The organism is Rhizobium album (assembly GCF_003122325.1).
Lineage (GTDB): Bacteria > Pseudomonadota > Alphaproteobacteria > Rhizobiales > Rhizobiaceae > Metarhizobium > Metarhizobium album.
The window spans coordinates 109,609-130,770 of sequence record NZ_QFBC01000015.1 but is presented as its reverse complement, the minus strand read 5'-3'; the positions used below and the strand labels follow the sequence as shown (position 1 = coordinate 130,770).

General features: G+C 63.6%; 16 protein-coding genes and 1 pseudogene. 10 read left to right on the top strand and 7 right to left on the bottom strand.

All coding sequences use genetic code 11. The features are described from left to right. Positions 1-5: 5 nt before the first annotated feature. The gene (locus DEM27_RS25395; protein WP_109461042.1) at positions 6-2,162 is read right to left on the bottom strand and encodes a NosR/NirI family protein; all 2,157 of its coding nucleotides are present in this window, start codon (positions 2,160-2,162) and stop codon (positions 6-8) included. Positions 2,163-2,433: 271 nt separating this feature from the next. Between DEM27_RS25395 and DEM27_RS25390 the strand changes: the two genes are divergently transcribed. Further along, the gene (locus DEM27_RS25390) at positions 2,434-2,682 is read left to right on the top strand and encodes a COG3415 family protein (RefSeq protein WP_109461041.1); all 249 of its coding nucleotides are present in this window, start codon (positions 2,434-2,436) and stop codon (positions 2,680-2,682) included. A 220-nt stretch (positions 2,683-2,902) separates the two neighbouring features. Here DEM27_RS25390 and DEM27_RS25385 read toward each other — a convergent pair whose 3' ends face one another. Then, entirely contained in the window at positions 2,903-3,697 is a 795-nt protein-coding gene (locus tag DEM27_RS25385) for a DeoR/GlpR family DNA-binding transcription regulator (RefSeq protein WP_109461040.1), read from the bottom strand. Between the two features lie 239 nt (positions 3,698-3,936). Here DEM27_RS25385 and DEM27_RS25380 point away from each other — a divergent pair, with 239 nt between their 5' ends. The 8 genes and pseudogenes from DEM27_RS25380 (at position 3,937) to DEM27_RS25350 (ending at position 14,713) form a co-directional block, all read left to right on the top strand. Beyond that, positions 3,937-4,902, top strand: coding sequence for an ABC transporter substrate-binding protein (locus DEM27_RS25380; RefSeq protein WP_109461039.1), 966 nt, complete (start codon positions 3,937-3,939; stop codon positions 4,900-4,902). 99 nt (positions 4,903-5,001) lie between these two features. Next, complete coding sequence (locus DEM27_RS25375; protein WP_109461038.1) at positions 5,002-6,015, top strand: quaternary amine ABC transporter ATP-binding protein; 1,014 nt, start codon at positions 5,002-5,004, stop codon at positions 6,013-6,015. 2 nt (positions 6,016-6,017) lie between these two features. Further along, a complete protein-coding gene (locus DEM27_RS25370) occupies positions 6,018-8,039 on the top strand; it encodes an ABC transporter permease (RefSeq protein ID WP_109461037.1) in 2,022 nt (673 codons plus the stop codon). Beyond that, positions 8,036-8,944, top strand: a complete 909-nt coding sequence (locus DEM27_RS25365; RefSeq protein ID WP_109461036.1) for a phosphotransferase — start codon at positions 8,036-8,038, stop codon at positions 8,942-8,944. Before DEM27_RS25370 ends, DEM27_RS25365 begins: the two co-directional genes overlap by 4 nt. Then, complete coding sequence (locus DEM27_RS25360) at positions 8,941-11,382, top strand: GcvT family protein (RefSeq protein ID WP_109461035.1); 2,442 nt, start codon at positions 8,941-8,943, stop codon at positions 11,380-11,382. The genes DEM27_RS25365 and DEM27_RS25360 overlap by 4 nt, the downstream gene beginning before the upstream one ends. Positions 11,383-11,392: 10 nt before the next feature. Continuing rightward, a pseudogene (locus DEM27_RS35000) lies at positions 11,393-11,905 on the top strand (NAD(P)/FAD-dependent oxidoreductase); the annotation flags it as partial. A 31-nt stretch (positions 11,906-11,936) separates the two neighbouring features. Further along, complete coding sequence (locus DEM27_RS34770; protein ID WP_280954536.1) at positions 11,937-13,802, top strand: GcvT family protein; 1,866 nt, start codon at positions 11,937-11,939, stop codon at positions 13,800-13,802. Next, positions 13,799-14,713, top strand: a complete 915-nt coding sequence (locus tag DEM27_RS25350) for a choline kinase family protein (protein WP_109461034.1) — start codon at positions 13,799-13,801, stop codon at positions 14,711-14,713. Before DEM27_RS34770 ends, DEM27_RS25350 begins: the two co-directional genes overlap by 4 nt. A gap of 4 nt (positions 14,714-14,717) precedes the next feature. Here DEM27_RS25350 and DEM27_RS25345 read toward each other — a convergent pair whose 3' ends face one another. Next, the gene (locus DEM27_RS25345; protein WP_420028856.1) at positions 14,718-15,185 is read right to left on the bottom strand and encodes an Lrp/AsnC family transcriptional regulator; all 468 of its coding nucleotides are present in this window, start codon (positions 15,183-15,185) and stop codon (positions 14,718-14,720) included. Between the two features lie 119 nt (positions 15,186-15,304). Between DEM27_RS25345 and DEM27_RS25340 the strand changes: the two genes are divergently transcribed. After that, entirely contained in the window at positions 15,305-17,383 is a 2,079-nt protein-coding gene (locus DEM27_RS25340) for an alpha-ketoacid dehydrogenase subunit alpha/beta (RefSeq protein ID WP_109461032.1), read from the top strand. A 25-nt stretch (positions 17,384-17,408) separates the two neighbouring features. Here the strand turns inward: DEM27_RS25340 and DEM27_RS25335 are convergent, their stop codons facing one another. From DEM27_RS25335 to DEM27_RS25320, 4 genes are all read right to left on the bottom strand, one after another. Next, on the bottom strand, positions 17,409-17,960 hold the full coding sequence (locus tag DEM27_RS25335) for a cysteine hydrolase family protein (RefSeq protein WP_109461031.1): 552 nt from the start codon (positions 17,958-17,960) through the stop codon (positions 17,409-17,411). 168 nt (positions 17,961-18,128) lie between these two features. Further along, a complete protein-coding gene (locus DEM27_RS25330; protein WP_205908959.1) occupies positions 18,129-19,085 on the bottom strand; it encodes a DMT family transporter in 957 nt (318 codons plus the stop codon). 66 nt (positions 19,086-19,151) lie between these two features. Next, on the bottom strand, positions 19,152-20,417 hold the full coding sequence (locus DEM27_RS25325; protein ID WP_109461030.1) for a CynX/NimT family MFS transporter: 1,266 nt from the start codon (positions 20,415-20,417) through the stop codon (positions 19,152-19,154). Continuing rightward, a complete protein-coding gene (locus tag DEM27_RS25320) occupies positions 20,414-21,091 on the bottom strand; it encodes a FadR/GntR family transcriptional regulator (RefSeq protein WP_109461029.1) in 678 nt (225 codons plus the stop codon). Before DEM27_RS25320 ends, DEM27_RS25325 begins: the two co-directional genes overlap by 4 nt. Between the last annotated feature and the right edge of the window lie 71 nt (positions 21,092-21,162).

Below are 21,162 nucleotides of genomic sequence, written 5' to 3'. Positions count from 1 at the left end.
TTCTGTTAGACTTTTGCTACGGGTTGTTGGATCGGTGCAGCCCCTGAACTCGCCGCGAGCTTGGCCCGCGACTTCATCTTCTTGATCACCACGGGACAGACGGATTCGGACTGGTAGAGCACCTGGCAGTGCAGGCAGTTGATGCATTCGTTCGGGTTGATCTCGCCGGTGCGGTGAATTGCCTGCACCGGACACTGGTTGGCGCAGGTCTGGCAGGGATTTCCGCATTCGTGGTAGCGCTTGAGCCAATCGAACATGCGCATGCGCGCCGGGATCGCAAGGGCCGCCCCCAGCGGGCAGAGGTAGCGGCAATAGAACCGCTCGACGAAGAGCCCGGCGACCAGCAGCGCCACCGCATAGGCGACGAAGGGCCAGGCGCGGATGAACTTCAAGATGATCGCCGTCTTGAACGGTTCGATCTCCGCCAGATGTTCCGCCTGCTCGACGCTCATCAGCGAGACGCCGAAGAGGCCGAGGAAAATCATGTATTTGATCGGCCAGAGCCGCTCGTGCAGGCCCCAGGGCAGCGTCCATTGCGGAATGCGCAGCTTGCGGGCGATCTGGTTGGTCAGTTCCTGCAGGGCGCCGAAGGGGCAGAGCCAGCCGCAATAGGCGCCGCGCCCCCAGAACAGCAGGGCGGCCGCCAGAGAAAACCACAGGATGAAGGTCAGCGGATCGAGAAGGAAGGCCTGCCAGCTGAACCCGGTCACCAGACTGCCGAACAGTGCCATCAGATTGACGACCGAAAGCTGGGCATTGGCGTACCAGCCGAGGAAGACCAGCGTCACCGTCAGGAAGACGATGCGGAAGATATAGAAGGCCTTGGCATTCCTGACCGCATAGGTCTGGAAGAAGAAGACGCCGGTCAGCGCCACCAGCATGGCGACGAGAACGCCGATCTTCAGCTTCGAATCCTGCCAGATGCGTTTCCAGAGGTCCGCCTGGGCCGTGCCTTCGTCACGATCGGCGACGACGGCGACGTCCTTGACCGGCGGCGCGACGGCGAGCAGGTATTTTTGCGGCAGCTGGTAGCCGAGGTCGAACGTGTGGAAGATCTTCTCGATCGGCCCGACGTCGCGATGCGCCAGGAGCTGGATGCGGAAGGGCTTGGCCGGATCGAACCCGACATTGGCCGGAATGCGGAACAGGTCCATCTCGGTGAATTCCGGCGCGCCGGCAAGCGCGATGGCGCCGAGGCGGCGGTGGTCACGGTCGCGGAAGCGCACGGACACGTCGTCCTGGATCAGCACGATGCGGTCGAAGATGCCGCCGCGCACATAACCCGAGCCCTTGAAGGAATAGAGGCCGCGTCCCATCACGGCTATGGCATTCTCGCCGTCGCGCAGCCAGGTTTTGAGATTGGCCTCTTCGGCCGGGCCGAGCAGCGCCTTGCCGATGGCGGGAACCGAAACCAGTGCAGCCTGCATGTCGATGAAAGTCGTCTGCGGTGCTTCGGTGATCGCACGTTCGCGGGCGCGCTCGTCGGGATGCTCGGCAAAGGCGGCGTTGACCTGCGCCACGTCCAGCGACAGCCGGCGCAGCGTTCCGTCACCCTCGGCTTCGATCCAGTCTGCCGGCGAGGTGGCGGCGGGATCGATCTCGAAACGGGGGCCGGCATTTTCCGCCTCGCGCGCCAAGCCGCCGAGGCCGAGCGCACGCGCCACCTTCAGGCCGGAGCGGACGATCGAATCGTCGATCACCATCACCGTCACCGTTGCGCCGGAAATGATGTCCACCTCATGCGCCGTGCCGCCGGATTTGGCCTCGGCGACAAGGTCGAGGCCGGCATAACCGGCAACCAGCGCTTTCACCTTTGCTTCGGGAATGCCGATGAGAACGATGGGCTCGGAATGTTTCACCAGTTGCACGCTGATGATCTTGGCTTCAGGCCCGATCGCCACGAGCGTGTGGATCGGCTTGCCGGAGTAGCCGGTCGTGCCGACGAAGTCGGAGGTGAGGAACACCCAGGCGATGGTCTCCCCGCCTTTCAGGACCGGTGCGACCGCCAGGTCTTCGCGTATCGGTCCAAAGCTGTCTGCGCCCGGAACAAGCTCGGCTGCCTTTACGGCAGGCAGGTATTCCTGCAACACCGTGCGTGCACTGGCATGACCGGCCAGGAACAGGCCGGCGCAAAGCAATAGGACCAGACGAAGAAGTTTCATACCAGGGCGGCTCCCGCAATTTATTACCGGAGCATTGGAGTGTTCGTGCGCGGCGGTCTTTGATGTGGCTCAAACAAGTGGCGATTAAACTAGCCTTCCTCTCAGCTTAGCTGCGATCCTTGTGTGGGGCCGATGATTTACGGCCCTGCTTTTGCATCATCAAGCGTGCTGTGCTTGTGAAGCCATTAATACGCCGCCTCGCTGACCTCGACTCTTTGGCCTTCCCAAATTGCGGTGAATCTGAATCTCTGGTGCAAACCGGAGGTCAGCGATGCGATCAGGGATTTCATTGCGTGACGATTTTGATGGCGAGGGGCTGCGGCTGCTGGCACGGCAGACGAAAGACGCAGCCCAGGCACGGCGCTTGTTGGCGCTCGCCTCGATTTACGACGACGGCTCGCGCTCCGATGCCGCCCGCCTCGGCAGAGTCACGCTCCGGATTGTCCGGGACTGGGTCATGCGCTTCAACGCCCGAGGGGCCGACGGACTGGGAAGGCTCCCGGTCATCCGTCGCGGCTGAACGATCAGCAGCGTGCGGCGCTGGCACAGGCCATCGAACGTGGGCCGACCCTATCTCGACGGTGTCGTTCGCTGGCATCTATGCGATCTGGCCCAATGGCTTTGGGCAGAGAAGTGGAAGGAAATGTGGAATGCATAACGGTTCCATAATTCAGCTTATGCGATTTATCTATGTAGCCAGGGCAGATTCCATTTTCGAATGTGACGCCTCCACCCATCACCTAAGAAATCACCTCAGCCGCCGCCCCCCGTTGCGAAACCGATGAAAGCATCAGTTCCACACCGGCGGCCTCCAGCACCCTGGCGATGTCCTCCGGCGGCGCAAAATCTGTGGCGAGCTCGGTTACCCTCGGGAAATCGCAAACCTTTACAAGGCCCTGGCGGCCGAACTTGCTGTGGTCCGTAACCACCACGCCGCGTTTTCCCCGGCTGACCACCATGCGGGCAAATTCCGCTTCTTCCAGGTCGTAGTCCCAGACGCCATCAATGTTGACGGCCCCGGTGGAAATCACCGCATGCGTGACGCTGAAGCGGCTGACGAATTCGATGGCCGTGGCGCCGAACGCCGCGCCGTTGTCGCTGCGCAATTCTCCGCCGGCCATGTAGACCTTGTTGCCGTTCACCGTCGCCAGCGTACGGGCGATGTCGGAGGAATTGGTCACCACCGTCAGGCGGCGATGGCCGAGAAGCTCCCGCGCCAGAAAGCTGGTCGTCGTGCCCGTATCCATCATGATCGAATCGCCGTCGCGGATGCTGCGCGCCACGGCACCGGCTATATCCTTTTTCGCCTCGCTGTTTTCACGCATGCGCTTTTCGAACGGTGCCTCGCCGACGACGGAAGGAAGGCAGACGGCGCCGTGGATCTTGATGACGCTGCCGTCCCCCACCAGCGGCTTGACGTCGCGGCGCACCGTTTCCAGCGAAACGTTGAGCCGGCGCGCCAGGTCGGCGATGGCGACGGTGCCGTCGCGCTCCAGAAGCCGCAAGATATCCCTGTGCCGTTTCGATGTGGCCATGTGTGTTGTCCTGCCCGTATATGAGAAAGTCATACTGGAGCGCATGCAAGGCGACAATCCCATGCCGCACAATCGGTCACAAAATCACATCAAAACCACAAAACGCATTGACAAGTGACGCCAATTGACGCGACATTGTCGCTGCGCACTCTCGTCACAAGATACAAAAGTACGGGGAACGACGGTCGGGTGCCTCACCAGAGATAAGAAATTCAACGAGCTCTACTGGGAGACCTCGAATGATTGATTTTGCCCGCCTGCCAAAAATTACTGCCGCCGCGTTGATGCTGGCCGGCGCCTCCATTGCCACGCCGAGCTATGCTCAGGAATCCACAGATCCCATCAAGCTGACGCTGCATGACTGGACTGGCCAGCTCATCACCACCCACATCATGGGCGACGTGCTGAAGAAGGCCGGTTATTCGATCGAATACGTCCAGGCCGATTATCTCGCCCAGTTCGCCGGCCTCGAAAGCGGCGACCTGCATGTGGCGATGGAAATCTGGGAAACCACCGGCCGCGAAGCGATGGATGCCGCCACTGCGACCGGCAAGGTGGAAAACCTTGGCGAAACCGGCATGGAGGCCAAGGAAGAATGGTGGTTTCCGGAATACATGAAGGAAAAATGCCCGGGCCTGCCGAACTGGGAGGCCTTGAAGAGCGAGGCCTGCGCCGAAGCCTTTTCCATTCCCGAGACCGCGCCAAAAGGCCGTTATCTCGGCGGCCCGGTAACCTGGGGCGGATTTGACGACGAGCGCGTCGAGGCCCTCGATTTGCCGTTCGAAGTGATCCATGCCGGCACGGACGCTGCCCTGTTCGCCGAACTGGAAAGCGCCTACCAGCGCAAGGCGCCGATCCTGCTGTGGATCTACGCGCCGCATTGGGCGCCGATCAAATACAAGGGCGAATGGGTGGAGTTCCCGCCCTTCTCCAAGGCCTGCTACGAGGATGCCTCCACCGGCGTGAACCCGGATGCCGCCTATGACTGCGGCAAGCCGTTCGGCCCGATCTGGAAGGTCAGCTGGGCTGGCCTCAAGGACAAGTGGCCGGGCGCCCACAAGGCGATCACTGCCTTCAAGCTCGACAACGACGAAATGGGCGCCATGATCGCCAAGGTCGATCTCGACGGCAAGAAGGTCGAGGACGTGACGGCCGAATGGATTGCCGCCAACGAAGCCCGCTGGTCCGAATGGATCAAGAAATGACGTGAAGGCAGTGGCGCCTCCTCCAATCCCTGCCCGGAGGGGGCGCCATTCCCTGCCAGCTTTCGATGGCCTCGGGGCCGTCCGCTCACTGGAAATTTCATGACCTCCGAAACAAAACTCGTCTGCCGCAATGTCTGGAAGATATTCGGCGCCGGCGCTCGCGACCGGCTGCGCGCGGGCAATGCGCCCGATATCGAGGCATTGATTGCCGCAGGCATGGTTCCGGCGGTGCGCAATGTCGATCTCGATGTCAGAACCGGCGAAATCTTCGTCATCATGGGCCTGTCCGGCTCCGGAAAATCGACGCTGGTGCGCTGCCTTTCGCGCCTTGTCGAGCCGACCTCGGGTGAGATCCTCTTCAACGGTGAAAATCTGCTGGATGCCGGCGAGGCGCGGATGATCGAGATCCGCCGCCACCAGATGGGCATGGTCTTTCAGCATTTCGCCCTGCTGCCGCATCTCACCGTTCTTGCCAACGTCGCCTTCCCGCTTGAGGTCCAGGGCGTCGACCGCCGGCAGCGGGAGGAACGCGCCCGGCGAATGATCGAGCTCGTCGGGCTTTCGGGCAAGGAAAACGTCTTTCCGCGGCAGTTGTCCGGTGGCCAGCAGCAGCGGGTCGGCATTGCCCGCTCGCTGGCCGTCGAGCCGGAACTCTGGTTTCTCGACGAACCTTTTTCGGCGCTCGACCCGCTGATCAGGCGGGAAATGCAGGACGAATTCCTGCGGCTGCAGGCAGCGTTGCAGAAGACCATCGTCTTCATCACCCACGATTTCGACGAGGCGATCCGTCTTGCCGACCGCATCGCCATCATGAAGGACGGCGTCGTGGTCCAGGCCGGTACGCCGGAGGAACTGGTGCTCAATCCGGCGACGCCCTATGTGGCGGAGTTCACTCGCAATATCGCCCGCGCCAAGGTGATCCGCGCCGGCTCGATCATGCGTGCCGTCGAGGCGGCCTTTCCCGCAACCACCATTCGCGAACGCGCGACCATCGCCGAGGCGGCACCGCTGTTTGCAGGCACGGGTGAAACGATCGGCGTGGTCGATGCCGAAGGCAGGCCGAGCGGCATCCTCACCCGCAACGACGTCGTCGACCTGATGATGCGGGGCTGACGATGACGCACGCGCCAACCGACCGCATCGATGTTCACGACACCGCCCTTCCCGGCAGCACGGGCACGCGTGACGCTTTGGTCTTCGGCGGTGCCTTGGCGCTGCTGCTGATCGTCTGGCAGATCGGTCCCGGTCTGGCGAAATGGGCTTTCGATTATCCCAAGGCGTGGCAGATCCCCGCCGCCCGCCATATCGGCCGCTGGACGAAATGGCTGCTGGACGACGCCACGTTCGGCCTCTTCACCTTCACGGACCTGACCCGCTTCATCGCCGCCGTCATCGACGTGCCTTACCGGCTGGCGCTCAGCCTGCTTGCGACCGGCTTCCTCTCGGGGCAGGGATCGAGCGCCGTGCAGGTGTTTCCGCCGCTCTCCTATATCGCCGTGCTGATGCTGGTGACGCTGGCGGGCTATTATGCCGGGGGGCGGCGGCTTGCCGTTCTGGTCGCCGCCTGCTTCGGCTTCCTGATCGTCTTCGGCCAGTGGACCAGCGCCATGGTGACGCTGGCCTCCATCCTCGTCGCCGTGCCGATCGGCGTCGTGCTCGGTCTGCTGCTCGGACTGGGCGCCTATCGCTGGCCGCTGTTCGAGAAGGCGCTGACGCCGCTGCTCGACCTGATGCAGACCATTCCGGTTTTCGCCTATCTGGTGCCGATCCTGTTCTTCTTCGGGTTCGGGCCGACGGCGGCGATCGTCGCGACGCTGATCTACGCCCTGCCGCCGATGGCGCGCATCACCGTGCTCGGCCTGCGCTCCGTGCCCTCGGAAATCCGCGATCTTGGCCATATGGTCGGCTGTTCGCGCCGGCAGATGACATGGAAGATCATGGTGCCGTCGGCAGCCGACGCGCTGATGGTCGGCGTCAACCAGGTGATCATGCTGTCGCTGAACATGGTGATCATCGCCTCGATGATCGGCGCCGGCGGCCTCGGTTTCGATGTGCTGGGCGCCCTGCGCCGCCTCGATATCGGCGCCGGGCTGGAAGCCGGCTTCGCCATCGTCGCCCTCGCCGTCGCCCTTGACCGGCTCAGCCAGGCTCTGGCGCAAAAGACCGGCGCGCCGTTGCCTGCCGGAAAACGTAGATCGATTGTCGCCCGCCATCCCTATCTCGTCGCCAGCCTCGCCATCATCGTCGTCGGCTTCGTGCTCGGGTTGATCATCCCGCCGCTGCAAACCTTTCCGGAAGCATGGACGCTCTCCACCGGCGGCTTCTGGAACGAGGTGGTGCGCTGGATCAACGTCAATTTCTTCGACGCGCTTGAAGCGCTGCGCAACCTCGTCCTGCTTAACGTGCTGGTGCCGTTCAAGCGTTTTCTCGGCGAACTGCCCTGGCTCGGCGTCGTGCTTTTGCTGGCGCTTGCCGGCTACCGCCTCGGCGGGCTCCGGCTGGCGCTGACGGCGGGCATGCTCTCCTTTCTGATCGCAGCCACCGGACAGTGGGAAAAGGCGATGATCACCGTCTATCTCTGCGGCATCTCGGTGATCGTCGCCAGCCTGATCGGCATTCCGCTCGGCATCCTGGCTTCGGAGCGCGAGCGGTTGTGGCGCTGGCTGCAGGTGGTCATCGACACGCTGCAGACCCTGCCCTCCTTCGTCTATCTGATGCCGGTCGTCATGCTGTTCCGGGTGGGCGATTTCACCGCCATGATCGCCATCGTCGCCTACGCCGTCGCGCCGGCGATCCGCTACACGGTGCTCGGGCTGCAGCGGGTCGATCCGCAGGTGGTCGAGGCCGGGCGGGCCATGGGCTGCACCCCGCGTCAGATCCTGATGAAGATCAAGCTCAAGCTGGCGCTGCCGGAAATCCTGCTCGGGCTCAACCAGACGATCATGTTCGCCCTGTCGATGCTGGTGATCACCGCGCTCGTCGGCACCCGCGATCTCGGCCAGGAGGTCTACATCGCGCTCACCAAGGCGGATACCGGGCGCGGGATCGTCGCCGGCCTGGCCGTCGCCTTCATCGCCATCATCGCCGACCGGTTGATTTCGGCGGGTGCCGCTCGCATGAAGGAGAGAATGGCATGAGCGAAACGATCCAGCTGTCCCACGTGGAAGATCGCATTGCCGCCCTGCCCTGCTGGAACGGCCGCATCGATATCGCCGTGCTCAAGGGCGGATTGAGCAACGAAAGCTTCGTGGTTTCGGATGCGAACGGCCGCCATGTCGTCCGCTTCGGCGTCGATTATCCCTTCCATCACGTTTTTCGCGCCCGCGAACTGATGACGGCGAAGGCGGCGCATGACGCCGGGTTTGCGCCCCGCGTCGAATATGCCGAACCGGGCATCATGGTCTCGGCCTTTCTCGGCGCCCGCACTTTCGGCGGCGAAGATGTCGCCCGCGAGCGAAAAAGGGTGGCCGGGCTTCTGTCGCGTTTCCACCGGCAGATGCCGCACCATGTCTCCGGAGCGGGTTTCATGTTCTGGGCTTTCCACGTCATTCGCGACTACGCCCGCACCCTGGACAACAGCAACAGCCGGATGCGCCCATACCTCTCCGGTTATCTGCATCTCGCCGAACGGCTGGAAGCGGCACAGGCCCCGCTGCCGATCGTGTTCGGTCACAACGACCTGCTGCCGTCGAACATCCTCGATGACGGCGAGCGGCTGTGGCTCATCGATTTCGAATATGCCGGCTTCTCCACCGCCATGTTCGACATCGCCGGCGCCACCTCGAATGCCGGGCTGACGGCCGAACAGTCGGACGAATTCCTCACCGCCTATTTCGGCCACGAGCCAACATCCGAAATCCGCCGCTCGATGGCGGCGATGCAATGCGCCTCGCTGCTGCGCGAGGCGATGTGGAGCATGGTTTCGGAACTCTACCTTTCCGCGCCGGGAGCCGATTATGTCGGCTACACCGCCGATAATCTCAGGCGCCTCGAAGAAGCGCTGGACCACTATCAGACAACCTACGGGAAACACGCATCATGACCCTGCCATCCCATGCTGAGATCGTCGTCATCGGCGGCGGCATCATCGGCTGCTCGACAGCCTATCACCTCGCCCGCGATCACAAGGCAGACGTGGTGCTGCTGGAACAGGGCACCCTGACCTCGGGCTCCACCTGGCATGCGGCCGGCCTCGTCGGCCAGTTGCGCTCCTCGGCCTCGATCACCCGCGTGCTGAAATATTCCGTCGATCTCTACAAGGGGCTGGAAGCGGAGACGGGGCTGGCGACCGGCTGGAAGATGACCGGCTGCCTGCGGCTTGCCACCAACCAGGACCGCTGGACGGAATTCCGCCGCCTGGCGACGACCGCCCGCAGCTTTGGCATGGACATGCATCTGGTTTCGCCGGAAGACGTCAAGAAAATGTGGCCGCTGATGAATGTCGACGATCTCGTCGGCGCAAGCTGGCTGCCGACGGACGGTCAGGCCAGCCCCTCCGACATCACCCAGTCGCTCGCCAAGGGCGCGCGCATGCATGGGGCGAAGATCGTCGAGAATGTCCGCGTCACCGGCTTCGAGATGAAGGACGGCCGCATCGTTGCGGTCAAGACGACGCTCGGCGACATCGCCTGCGAAAAGGTGGTCAACTGCGCCGGCCAGTGGGCGCGGCAGGTGGGCGCGATGGCGGGCATCAACGTGCCGCTGCAGCCGGTCAAGCACCAGTACATCATCACCGAAAAGATCGACGGGCTTTCCACCGATGCCCCGACGATCCGCGACCCCGACCGGCGCACCTATTTCAAGGAGGAGGTCGGCGGCCTCGTGATGGGCGGCTACGAACCCAATCCGCAGCCCTGGACCACCGGCGACGTGCCGGACGAATGGGCCTTCCGCCTGTTCGACGATGATTTCGACCATTTCGAGCAGCACATGACGCAGGCGATCGAGCGCGTTCCGGCGCTGGAAAAGGTTGGCGTCAAGCAGATGATCAACGGGCCGGAAAGTTTTACACCGGATGGCAACTTCATTCTCGGCGTCGCGCCGGAATGCAAGAACATGTTCGTCGGCGCCGGCTTCAACGCCTTCGGCATCGCCTCGGGCGGCGGCGCCGGCTGGGTGCTGGCGCAATGGGTGGTCGATGGCGAGGCGCCGCTCGATCTCTGGGTGGTCGATATCCGCCGCTTCGCCGGCATGCACCGCGACCGCCAGTGGGTGCTCGACCGCACGCTGGAGGCCTACGGCAAGCACTACACCATCGGCTTCCCGCACGAGGAATATGAAAGCGGCCGCCCCCGGCTGGTCTCGCCGCTCTATGAACGGCTGAAAAAACATGGCGCCGTCTTCGGTTCCAAGCTCGGTTGGGAGCGCCCAAACTGGTTCGCGCCGGCAGGGACGGAGGCAAAGGACGTCTATTCCATGGGCCGGCAGAACTGGTTCGATGCCGTCGGCGACGAGCATCGCCATGTTCGCGAAGCGGTGGGCATCTTCGACCAGTCGTCCTTCTCGAAATACGAGATGAGCGGCTCCGATGCGCTCAAGGCGCTCGACTGGATCTGCGCCAACGATGTGTCGAAACCGATCGGCCGGCTGACCTATACCCAGCTCCTCAACACCCGCGGCGGCATTGAGGCAGACCTCACGGTGGCACGGCTGGCCGACGATAAATTCTACATCGTCACCGGCACCGGTTTCCGCACCCATGATTTCGGCTGGATCGAAGACCATATCCCGGTCGGCCTCGATGCGACCCTGATCGATGTCACCGAGGATTGGGGCACGCTGTCGCTGATGGGGCCGAAGGCACGCGACGTGCTCGCCGCCGTCACCGAAGCGGATGTCTCCAACGCCGCCTTCCCCTTCGGCCACGTGCGTGAACTGGAAATCGCCGGGCATACGGTCCGGGCATTGCGCGTTACCTATGTCGGCGAACTCGGCTGGGAACTGCATGTGCCGATCGCGGCCATCGGCGCCGTCTTCGACCGGCTGATGGAGGCCGGTGAGGAGCATGGCATCCGGCCGGTCGGTTATCGCGCGCTGGAATCGCTGCGGCTGGAGAAGGGATACCGTGCCTGGGGTTCGGATATCACTCCGAACGATATGCCGGTCGAAGCCGGCCTCGGCTGGGCGGTGAAGCTGAAGAAGAACACCGATTTCTTCGGCCGTAACGCCTTGCAACAGATCCAGGGCAAGCCGCTGAAAAAGCGCTTCATGGGCTTTACGGTGGACGATCCGGACGTGGTGCTGGTCGGCCGCGAAACCATCCTGCGCGACGGCAAGCCGGTCGGCTACCTCACCAGCGGCGGCTTCGGCTACACCATCGGCAAGAACATCGGCTACGGCTATGTGCGTTACGAAGACGGTGTTACCGACGACTACCTGAAGGCCGGCTCCTACGAGCTGGTCGTCGCCTCGGAAAAGACCCCGGCCAGCCTGCATTTCGGGCCGATGGTCGATCCCGACATGGCAAAGATCAAGGCGTGAGGAAGAGACCATGACATTCCCAGCGGATCGCCACGCCCATATCATCGTTATCGGCGGCGGCGCCATCGGCACCTCGGTGGTCTATCACCTCGCCCGCGACGGCGCCAAGGATGTGCTGCTGCTCGAAAAGGCGCAACTCACCCACGGCTGCACCTGGCATGCCGCCGGCCTCGTCGGCCAGCTCAGGGGCAAGCGCAACCTGACGCGGCTGATGCAGAACTCCGTCGCCGTCTTCGACCGGCTGGAGGAAGAGACCGGCCAGCACATCGCCTGGAAGAAGGTCGGCTCGCTTAGGCTCGCCGGCAGCGAGGCGCGCTGGAGCGAAATCCGCCGCTCGATGACCCAGGCGAAAAGTTTTGGCGTCGAGTGCTATTCCCTGTCACCGGAGGAGGCGGCCTCGCGCTTCCCCTATATCGTCAAGGAAGGCATCGAAGGGGCAGCCTTCATCCCCGGCGACGGCTACATCGACCCCTATTCGCTGACCATGGCCTATGCAAAGGGTGCCCGCCACTATGGCGCGCGCATCGAGGAAGGCGTGCAGGTCGAGGAGATCATTGTCAAGAACCGCCGCGCCGTCGGCGTCGTCAGGCACGATTTCCTGCGATATCCTCGTCAACTGCGCCGGCCTCTGGGCCAAGCGCGTCGGCGAGATGGTCGGCGTGCCGCTGGCGGCCGGCGTGGTCGAGCATCAATATTTCCTCACGGAAAAGAAGCTTACCCTGCCGCCGGACCTGACGACGCTGCGCGACCCCGACAACAATTTTTACCTGAAGCCGGATACCGGCAGCTTTGCCATCGGCGGCTGGGAAGACGGGTCCAAGGGCTGCTGGCGCGGCAAGCCGCCCTTCGATTTCGGCCGGGAACTGTTCGAGCCGAACATGGAGCGGCTGGAACTCTTCGCCCTGCCCGCCGCCGACCGCCTGCCGGTGCTGAACGAGATCGGCATCCAGACGATCATCAACGGCCCGATCCCCGTCTCCTTCGACGGCGAGCCGATCATGGGCCTGGCGCCGGAACTCGACAATTTTTACGTCGCCTGCGGCTTTACCGCCGGCATCGCCGCCTCGGGCGGGGCCGGGCTTGCGCTCTCCAACCTCATCCTGCACGGCGACGCCGGCATGGATCTCTGGCCCTTCGACGTCCGCCGCTTCGGCGCCGTGCATGCGCAGGGCCGCTACCTGGAAGAACGTGCCATCGAAGCCTACGGCGCCTATTACAAGATCCACTGGCCGGGCGAGGAACCGGCGGCGATGCGCGGCCTGCGCCGCTCGCCGCTGCACGACACGCTGGCGAAACGCGGCGCTGTCTTCGGCTCGAAATTCGGCTGGGAGCGGCCGAACTGGTTCGCGCCGGCAGGCACGGAAGCAGAGGACATTCCCTCCTTCGAAGGCAAGCCGAACTGGTTCGATGCCGTGGGCGAGGAGGTCCGGGCCATCCGCGAACGGGCCGCGCTGATCGACCAATCATCCTTCTCGAAATTCGAGATCAGCGGCGAAGGGGCGCTTGCCGCCCTGCAGCGCATCGCCGCCAACGATCTCTCCGGCCCGCCCGGCAAGGCCGTCTACACCCAGCTCTGCAACGACAAGGGCGGCATCGAGGCCGACGTCACGCTGCTGCATATCCGCGACGACCTGCTCTACCTCGTCACCGGCTCCGGCTTCGGCCTGCGCGACTCGAATTGGGTGGTGCGGCACCTGCCGGATGGCATCACCTTGCGTGACGTCACCAACCGGCTGGCGACGCTCAACATCTGCGGCCCCCGCGCCCGCGACATCCTGCAGGCCGTCTCCGACGACGACCTGTCGAACGAAGCCTTCCCCTTCCTGACGGCGCGCAGCATCGAGGTCGGCGGCGCGACGGTGCTTGCCGTGCGTATCGGTTACGTCGGCGAGCTGGGTTACGAACTCTATATCGACCAGGAATACGCCGCCCACGTCTACGATACGCTGAGGGCCGCGGGCGAGCCGCACGGCATCGCCGATGCCGGCTACCGCGCCATCGATGCCTGCCGCATGGAGAAAGGCTATCTCTACTGGTCCGGCGACATCACGCCCGACTACAACCCCTATGAAGCCGGCCTCGGCTTCTGCGTCGCCCTGGACAAGGGTGATTTCATTGGTCGGGCGGCCCTTGCCGATATCAAGGCGAAGGGTGTCGGCCGCAAGCTCGTCTCCTATACGGTGGACGGTTTTGCGCCGTTCCACGGCGGCGAGGCGGTGATGGTGGACGGCAAGGTGGTCGGCTCCACCTCCAGCACCGGCTACGGCTATACGCTCGGCCGCACCATTGCCTTCGGCTACCTGCCGGCCGATGTCGCCGCCCGCACGGACTTCGAGATCGAAGCTTTCGGCAAGGTCTACGCCGCCCGCCGCGGCGCACGCACCCTCTACGATGCCAAGATGGAAAGGCTGAAAGCATGAGCGGCGAGACCGAAATCGAGCTTGCGACCGCCGCCATCGCCGCCATTCCGCTGCTGTCGGGCTATACCGGCCCGATCGAGCGCCAGGGCGGCATGACCAACCTCGTCTTCAGGGCCGGCGATTATTGCCTGCGCATTCCCGGCAAAGGCACCGAGGAATATATCGACCGCGCCAACGAACTGGTGGCGACCCGCGAAGTTGCCGAAGCCGGTGTCGGGCCGGAGATCTTGCACGCCGATACTGAAACCGGCATCTTCGTCTCCCGCTTCATCGACGGCGCAGTTACCATGTCGCCGGAGCGTTTCCGCAGCATAACCGGCGCGCCCGGGCGCGCCGGCGCGGCCTTCCGGCGGCTGCATGACAGCGGCGCGCAATTTCCCGCCCGCTTCGAACTGTTTGCGATGATCGACAGCTACCTCGAGATCCTGTCGACGAAAGACGTCGATCTTCCCGAGGGTTATTACGACATCCTCAAGGAGGCGGAGAGCGTGCGGGCCGCACTCGCCGCCCATCCCCTGCCCTCCGTCGCCTGCCACTGCGATCCGCTCTGCGAAAATTTCCTCGATACCGGCGACCGCATGTGGATCGTCGACTGGGAATATTCCGGCATGAACGACCCGATGTGGGATCTCGGCGACCTCGCGGTGGAAGCCGGCTTCGACGCGGCTCAGGAAGAAGAGATGATCCAAGCCTATTTCGGCGGTGAGCCGAAACCGGCCGAACGCGGCCGCATCGTCATCTACAAGGCGATGTGCGACTTGCTCTGGACGCTGTGGGGCCTCATCCAGCTTGCCAACGACAATCCGGTCGATGATTTTCGCGCCTATGCCGATGGCCGCTTTGCCCGCTGCCGGACGCTGATGCGCACGCCCGGTTTCGCCACGGCCGTCGCCGCCGTTGCCCGCGGCTGACCGGCTACAGCGGCAGTTCCGTCGTGTATTTCACGCTTTTCAGCGCGAAGTGCGACGATGAATTGGCCACCGCCGGATGGGTGAGGATATCGTGCATGAGCAGGCGTTCGTAATCCTTGACGTCCCTGACGGCGATGCGGATGAGATAGTCCCATTCACCGGACATCGAGTAACACTCGATCACCTCCTCATAGGTCTGGATGATATCCTCGAAATCCCGGCGCGCTGCCGGGTCATGCGATTTCATGCGCACCTGGCAAAAGACGTTCAGTCCCCGGCCGATCCGGTCGGGATCGACGAGCCGGACGGTCGGCCCGAGAACGCCCTGCTCCTCAAGCGCCTTGATCCTGCGCCAGCAGGAGGCCGTAGACGCGCCCACCTCCTCGGCAAGCACGGCATGGCTGACATCGCCGCGGCGCTGCAGCACCTTGAGAATCTTCTTGTCGATGTCATCGATGTGAACTGTTTTCATCATGAATCCCAAGGATGCGAATTATCCCGATCAAAACCATAGCCGCGAATGCCGTCTTTGAAACGCATTTTCGTGGAGGACGCCTATAATTTTGCAATCTGGAATTATGGGAGGAAACCATGGCGCAGGTTGCACTCAAACAGGTTGTTCGCACCGCCCCGGACGAAACCGTCGACTGGAAGCGCATTTCTTATCTTCTGCACCTGTCGCGTGCTCTCGATGAGTTGGAAGAAACCCGCCTCATCCCCGAAAAGAAGCTGCATTACCAGTTTTCCGCTCGCGGTCACGACATGGCGCAGATCGTGCTCGGCAGCCTGCTGACCGATCGCAACGATGCCGTCTGCGGTTATTATCGGTCCCGCCCGCTGCTGCTGTCGCTCGGTGTCGATCCGGCCGACGCGCTGGGGTCGGCCATGGCGCGCGCCGGCGGCTATTCCGACGGCCGCGATATCGGCGTGACCTTCAACTACCCCAACCTGCAAGGTCCTCCGGCCCTGCCGATGAGCGGCGGTGTCGGTACGCAATATACGCCGGCCGCCGGCTGGGCACAGGCGATCAGATATTACCATGATGTACTCGGCAAGCCCGGTTATGAACGCAGCATCGCGGTGGTGTGCGGCGGCGACGGCTCCGTCGCCTCGAACGGCTTCTGGTCGGCGCTCACCCTCGCCACCACGCAAAGCCTGCCGATGCTGTTCTACATTGAGGACAACGGCTACGGCATCTCCGTCCCCTCCGGCATGCAGACGCCGGGCGGCAACATCGCAGCCAATCTGGCGGCGTGGCGCAATCTCCGCATCCTGCAGGGCGACGGCTGCGATCCGGCCGAGACCGCACGGCTGATGCAGCAAGCCGTCCAACAGGTGCGCGGCGAGCGCGGGCCGGTGCTGCTGCGCCTGACCGTGCCGCGCCTGCAGGGACACAGCTTTCAGGACAAGCAGGCCTACAAGAGCGAAGACGTCGTGCGAAACGAATGGGCACGCGACCCGCTGCCGCGCCTGCGGGATCATATCGTGCCGGCGGTCCTCAGCGATGAGGAATGGGAAGAGACGCGGCTCCACGCCAGGCAAGCGGTGGAAGCAGCCCGGATCGAAGCCGAAAACCGTCCGAATGCGGCGCCCGAAAGCGTAACGCGCCACGTCTATTTCGAGGGCGAGATGCAGGTGATGGGCGGTTTGCGTCCGCATGGAATTCACTCCCCCGCAACCACGGAAACCGCCGCGGTGGAAGGCCCACGCATCACCATGGCGATGGCGATCCGGCGCACGCTGGGGCACGAACTGGCGATCAACGACCGGATGGCGCTATTCGGCGAGGATATCGGCCGCAAGGGCGGCGTCCATGGCGTGACGCTCGGCCTGCAGGAAAAATTCGGCGCGGAACGGGTGTTCGATACGTCGCTCTCCGAAGAAGGCATCGTCGGCCGCGCGGTCGGCATGGCGCTGGCCGGGCTGATGCCGGTGCCCGAAATCCAGTTCCGCAAATATGCAGAACCGGCCACCGAGCAGATCAACGACTGCGGCACGATCCGCTGGCGCACCAACAATCGTTTCGCCGCCCCGATGGTGCTGCGCATGCCCGGTGGCTTCCTAAAGACCGGCGACCCCTGGCACAGCCAGACCAACGAAGTCGCCTTCATCCATCAGCCCGGCTGGAAAGTCGCCGTGCCCTCGAATGCGACCGATGCGGTGGGCCTGCTGCGCACCGGATTGCGCGGCAACGATCCGGTAATCTTCTTCGAACATCGGGCCATGCTCGACCATGTCTGGGCGCGCCGGCCCTATCCGGGCGACGACTACGCCCTGCCCTTCGGCAAGGCGAACCTGACACGCAGCGGAGAGCGGATCACGCTCGTCACCTGGGGTGCCATGGTGCATCGCTGCGAAGAGGCGGCGGAGGGTTTTTCCGCCGATGTCATCGACCTGAGAACGCTGATGCCCTGGGACAGGGACACGGTGCTGTCGTCGGTGCGCCGCACCCGCCGTTGCCTGATCGTCCACGAAGATCTCGGCACGGCCGGTTTTGGCGCGGAAATTTCCGCCGTCGTCGCCGAACAGGCATTCATGGACCTCGAAGCTCCGGTCGCCCGCCTGACCATGCCGGACATTCCGAGCCCCCACAACCGCGTCCTGCTCGACGCGGCCGTTCCCTCCGTCGAGAAAATCCGCGCAAGAATGGAAACTTTGCTGAGCTTCTGACCCCCAACCGGACCGGCTTGGCGGATCAAGCGTTGCCGAGATAATCCTCGGTCGAAACGACCGCCGCGTAACCGAAAGCCAGAGCCGACATAAAAGCGGCATGCACATCGGCGGCAGGCACCGTCTTGCCGCCGAATTCAAGATCGCGGGTTGCAACGGCATCGTGGACGACAGTGGCGCGGTAGCCATGGTCCGACGCTGCCCGCGTCACGGCATCGACGCACATATGGCTCATGGCGCCGGCAATCACCACATCCTCGATGTTCTTGCCGTCGAGCAACGCCTTGAGATCGGTGCCCTGAAACGCGTTGATGCCATGCTTGACCACGATTGCTTCGCCGCTGTTCGGCGCGACCGCGGGATTGATCTCGGCGCCATCGGTTCCGGGAGCGAAAAAACCTGCATCGCTTTCCGTCGACACATGCTGGACATGCACGACCAGGTCGCCCTTGTTGCGGAAATTTTCAAGAAGTTTCGCCGCATTGGCGGCGGCTTCCTCGGTGCCGACGAGCGGAAACTTGCCGCCATCGAAATAATCGTTTTGCAGGTCGACGATAATCAGGGCTGTCTGCGCCATTGCCGTTCCAATTCCACGTTTGCGATTCTGGATCCGGTAGCATTACGCCTTGCGGCGGCGACTGGCGAGGGTGAAATCCACAGGTCGCCTCTTGCCCCTTCTCCCCGCCGAAGCCTCGCGGCAAGCAGCCGCCGCATTCCTGACGAAACGTTTCGATGAACGCCCGCTTCAATCGGCAGTGCGTTTTACAGCGATGGACGAGGCGTGGCGTAGCCGCCATTGGCGAAACCAGGGATAACCCGTCACGATGACGATGCCGGCAAGAACGATGGAGGAGCCCAGCAGGAATTCCATCGACAAGGGTTCGCCGAGAAGAAGGACACCGAGCACGACGCCGAACAGGGGCGACATCAGCGACAAGACGCCCAATTGCGACGCGCGGTATTGCGTCAGCATCCAGAACCAGACCAGGAAGCTGAAGAAACAGACCACGAATGCCTGGAACACCAGGTTGAGGCCGAGCAGCCAGGTCGGCACGATCAGGGTTTGCCCCGAGGCGAAAGCCGCCAAGGTGAGCAGCACGCCGGCGGCAGCCAGCTGATAGAAAAGCGTGTGCGTCGCCGGGACGGTGCTGAGCCGCGAACAGCGGATGACGATGGTGGTCGCGCCCCAACCGGCACCGGCACACAATGCCAGCAGATCGCCGAGCAACATGGAGGAAAGATCCGCGGATGTGGACGGGCCGTTGCCGATAAAGGCGACGGCAATTCCCGCTGCCGCCAGCGCGATGCCGACCCACTGGCCGGCCGCAAGCCGTTCGGATGGCAGTCTCCAATGGAGGCCAAGGGCCGCAAAGATCGGCGCCGTGTAGAGGAACACGACGACATGTGATGCCGAGGTCAGCTTGATGCTTTCAGCCAGCAGCAGGAACTCGAATCCGAAAAGCAGCCCGACGAAGACACCGGTGACGGCGGTGCTGCCGGAGAACGGGATACGATCACCGCGAAGGCGCACCAGAGCCCAGACGCAGAAAGCCGCAATGACCGAGCGGACGCCGATCTGCAGCACAGGTGCTGCCAGGTGGCCGGTTGCCTTGAGCCCGATCTGCTGCACCGACCAGACGAGGCAGATCAAAACCATCAGGCCGACGGCGGTAACATCCAGCGGTTTACGGATCGTCGACACGGCATTACCTGCTTTCGTTTTCGTGAAGGGGTACTATCGGTGGTCGGATGGCGGATGAACGCATTCTCATTTCTGCGCAGCAACGACCTTCGCCTCGACATGCAGGCGGCGCCCGGCAAGCCAGCCGTTGAACGCCGCGCCGCAGCCGAGCAGGACAAAAAGCACGGCGCACCAGGCAAAACCGCCGGTCCAGTCGCGAATCAAGCCGACGACCAGCGGACCGATGGCCGCAAGCAGGTATCCGACGCATTGCGCCATGCCCGAAAGATGGGAGGCCACATGGGCGTCGCGGGATCGCAACACGATGACGGTCATCACCACCGCGATCAACCCGCCCTGGCCCATGCCCTGCAGGACCGCCCAGAACCACACGCCCCAAAGCGGCGCAAACAGCAGGCCGAGCAGCCCCACCACAGCAAAACCGCACAACACGACATTGATCAGCCGCTGGTCCTTGCCGCGCACGGCGATGTGCGGGGCGGCGAGGCAGGAAACGGCCTGCACCATGACGGATACGGATACGATGGCGCCGGCGGTGACGCCGTCGAGACCGCGCTCGCGCAGGATAGGAACCATCCACCCAAAGACGCAATAAGCCAGCGCCGATTGCAGGCCCATGAACAGCGTCACCTGCCAGGCGACCGGATCCCGCCACAGGCCGATGACTTGCACGCTGCTTCGCCGCGCCTGCGATCGCCCGCCGATAGCCTGCGGCAGCCAGAGCAGTCCGACGATGAAGGCCGGCAGGGCCCAGATCGCCAGCGTGGCTTCGAGGGAGCCGCCGAAAAGACCTTCGAGCGGCACCGAAAATCCGGCTGCACCGGCTGCACCGGCGCAAAGCGCCATGGTGTAGCAGCCGGTCATCAATGCCGCCCTGTCGGAAAAGTCGCGTTTGACGAGCCCCGGAAGCAGGACATTGCCTATGGCGATGCAGGCGCCTGCGAGCGCCGTTCCCAGGAACAGCAGCGTCGATGAAGAAAGGCCGCGCATCGCCGTGCCGAGCGCCAGCAGGAAAAGCACGCCCAGCAACACGCGCTCGGTGCCGATGCGTTGCGCGAGCTTTGCTGCGAACGGAGAGAATGCGCCGAGGCAGACGACCGGCAAGGTCGTCAGCACCGTCGCTCCCAAGGGGGAAAGGCCGTAGCCGGTGCGGATTTCGGGCAGCAGCGCGGACGCGCTGGAGAAAACCGGGCGCAGGTTGAAGGCGATCAGCACAAGGCTGACACCCAGCAGGATGCGCCCGAGCGGGGAATGGCCTACGGCGGCCGGTGTCACAGGAGGACGCCCGGTTTCGGGGGATATCGGCTGTCGTTCTTCGGCCTGCAAGGTCATGACATCAGCAACCTGTCGAGGGCGGCCAGCACCGGCGCCATGAAACGGCGCACAGCCGCATCGGCCTTTTCCGGATCACCGCTTTCGATGGCATCGACGATATCGTCATGCGCCTGCCGATCCGGTTCCGGAATGTCGCCGCCCAGGGTCGACTCGATGGTTTCGGCAATCGATCGTGAAAAAAACTCGTAGATCTCGATCATCGCCCGGTTTTCCGATGCGGCGATGATCGCCTTGTGGAAGGCAAGATCGCGCTCGACGAACACGGCGCGATTGTCGCCATCATGATCGCCCCGTTGCTCCAGCAGCGCGCGAAGCTTGGCAACCACCGCCGGCGTGTGGCGCACGGCCGCCAGGCGCGCCGCCTCGACGTCGAGGGCGCAACGCGCTTCGAACTGGTCGCGCAGCCCGGCGCGACGGGCCATGGTGATCGGCCGCACCACATCCGACGTGGACACCACGTAGGTTCCCGAGCCCTGCCGTGTTTCCAGATAGCCCTGGGAGACAAGAACCCGCACCGCTTCGCGGATCGTGCCGCGACTCACCGACAGCATGGCGCACAACGCCGCTTCGTTCGGCAGTTTCTCCCCGAGATTCCATCGTTTCGACAGGATTTCCGCGCGGATCGCTTCGACCGCTGTATCCGCCAGATTTGTTCTGCCGATCGGGTGCATGGGCTCATTCGTCAAGTCATCAGATGACTTGACGATTACAGTCTGCATCGGGAGGAAGCAAGCCGATTTTA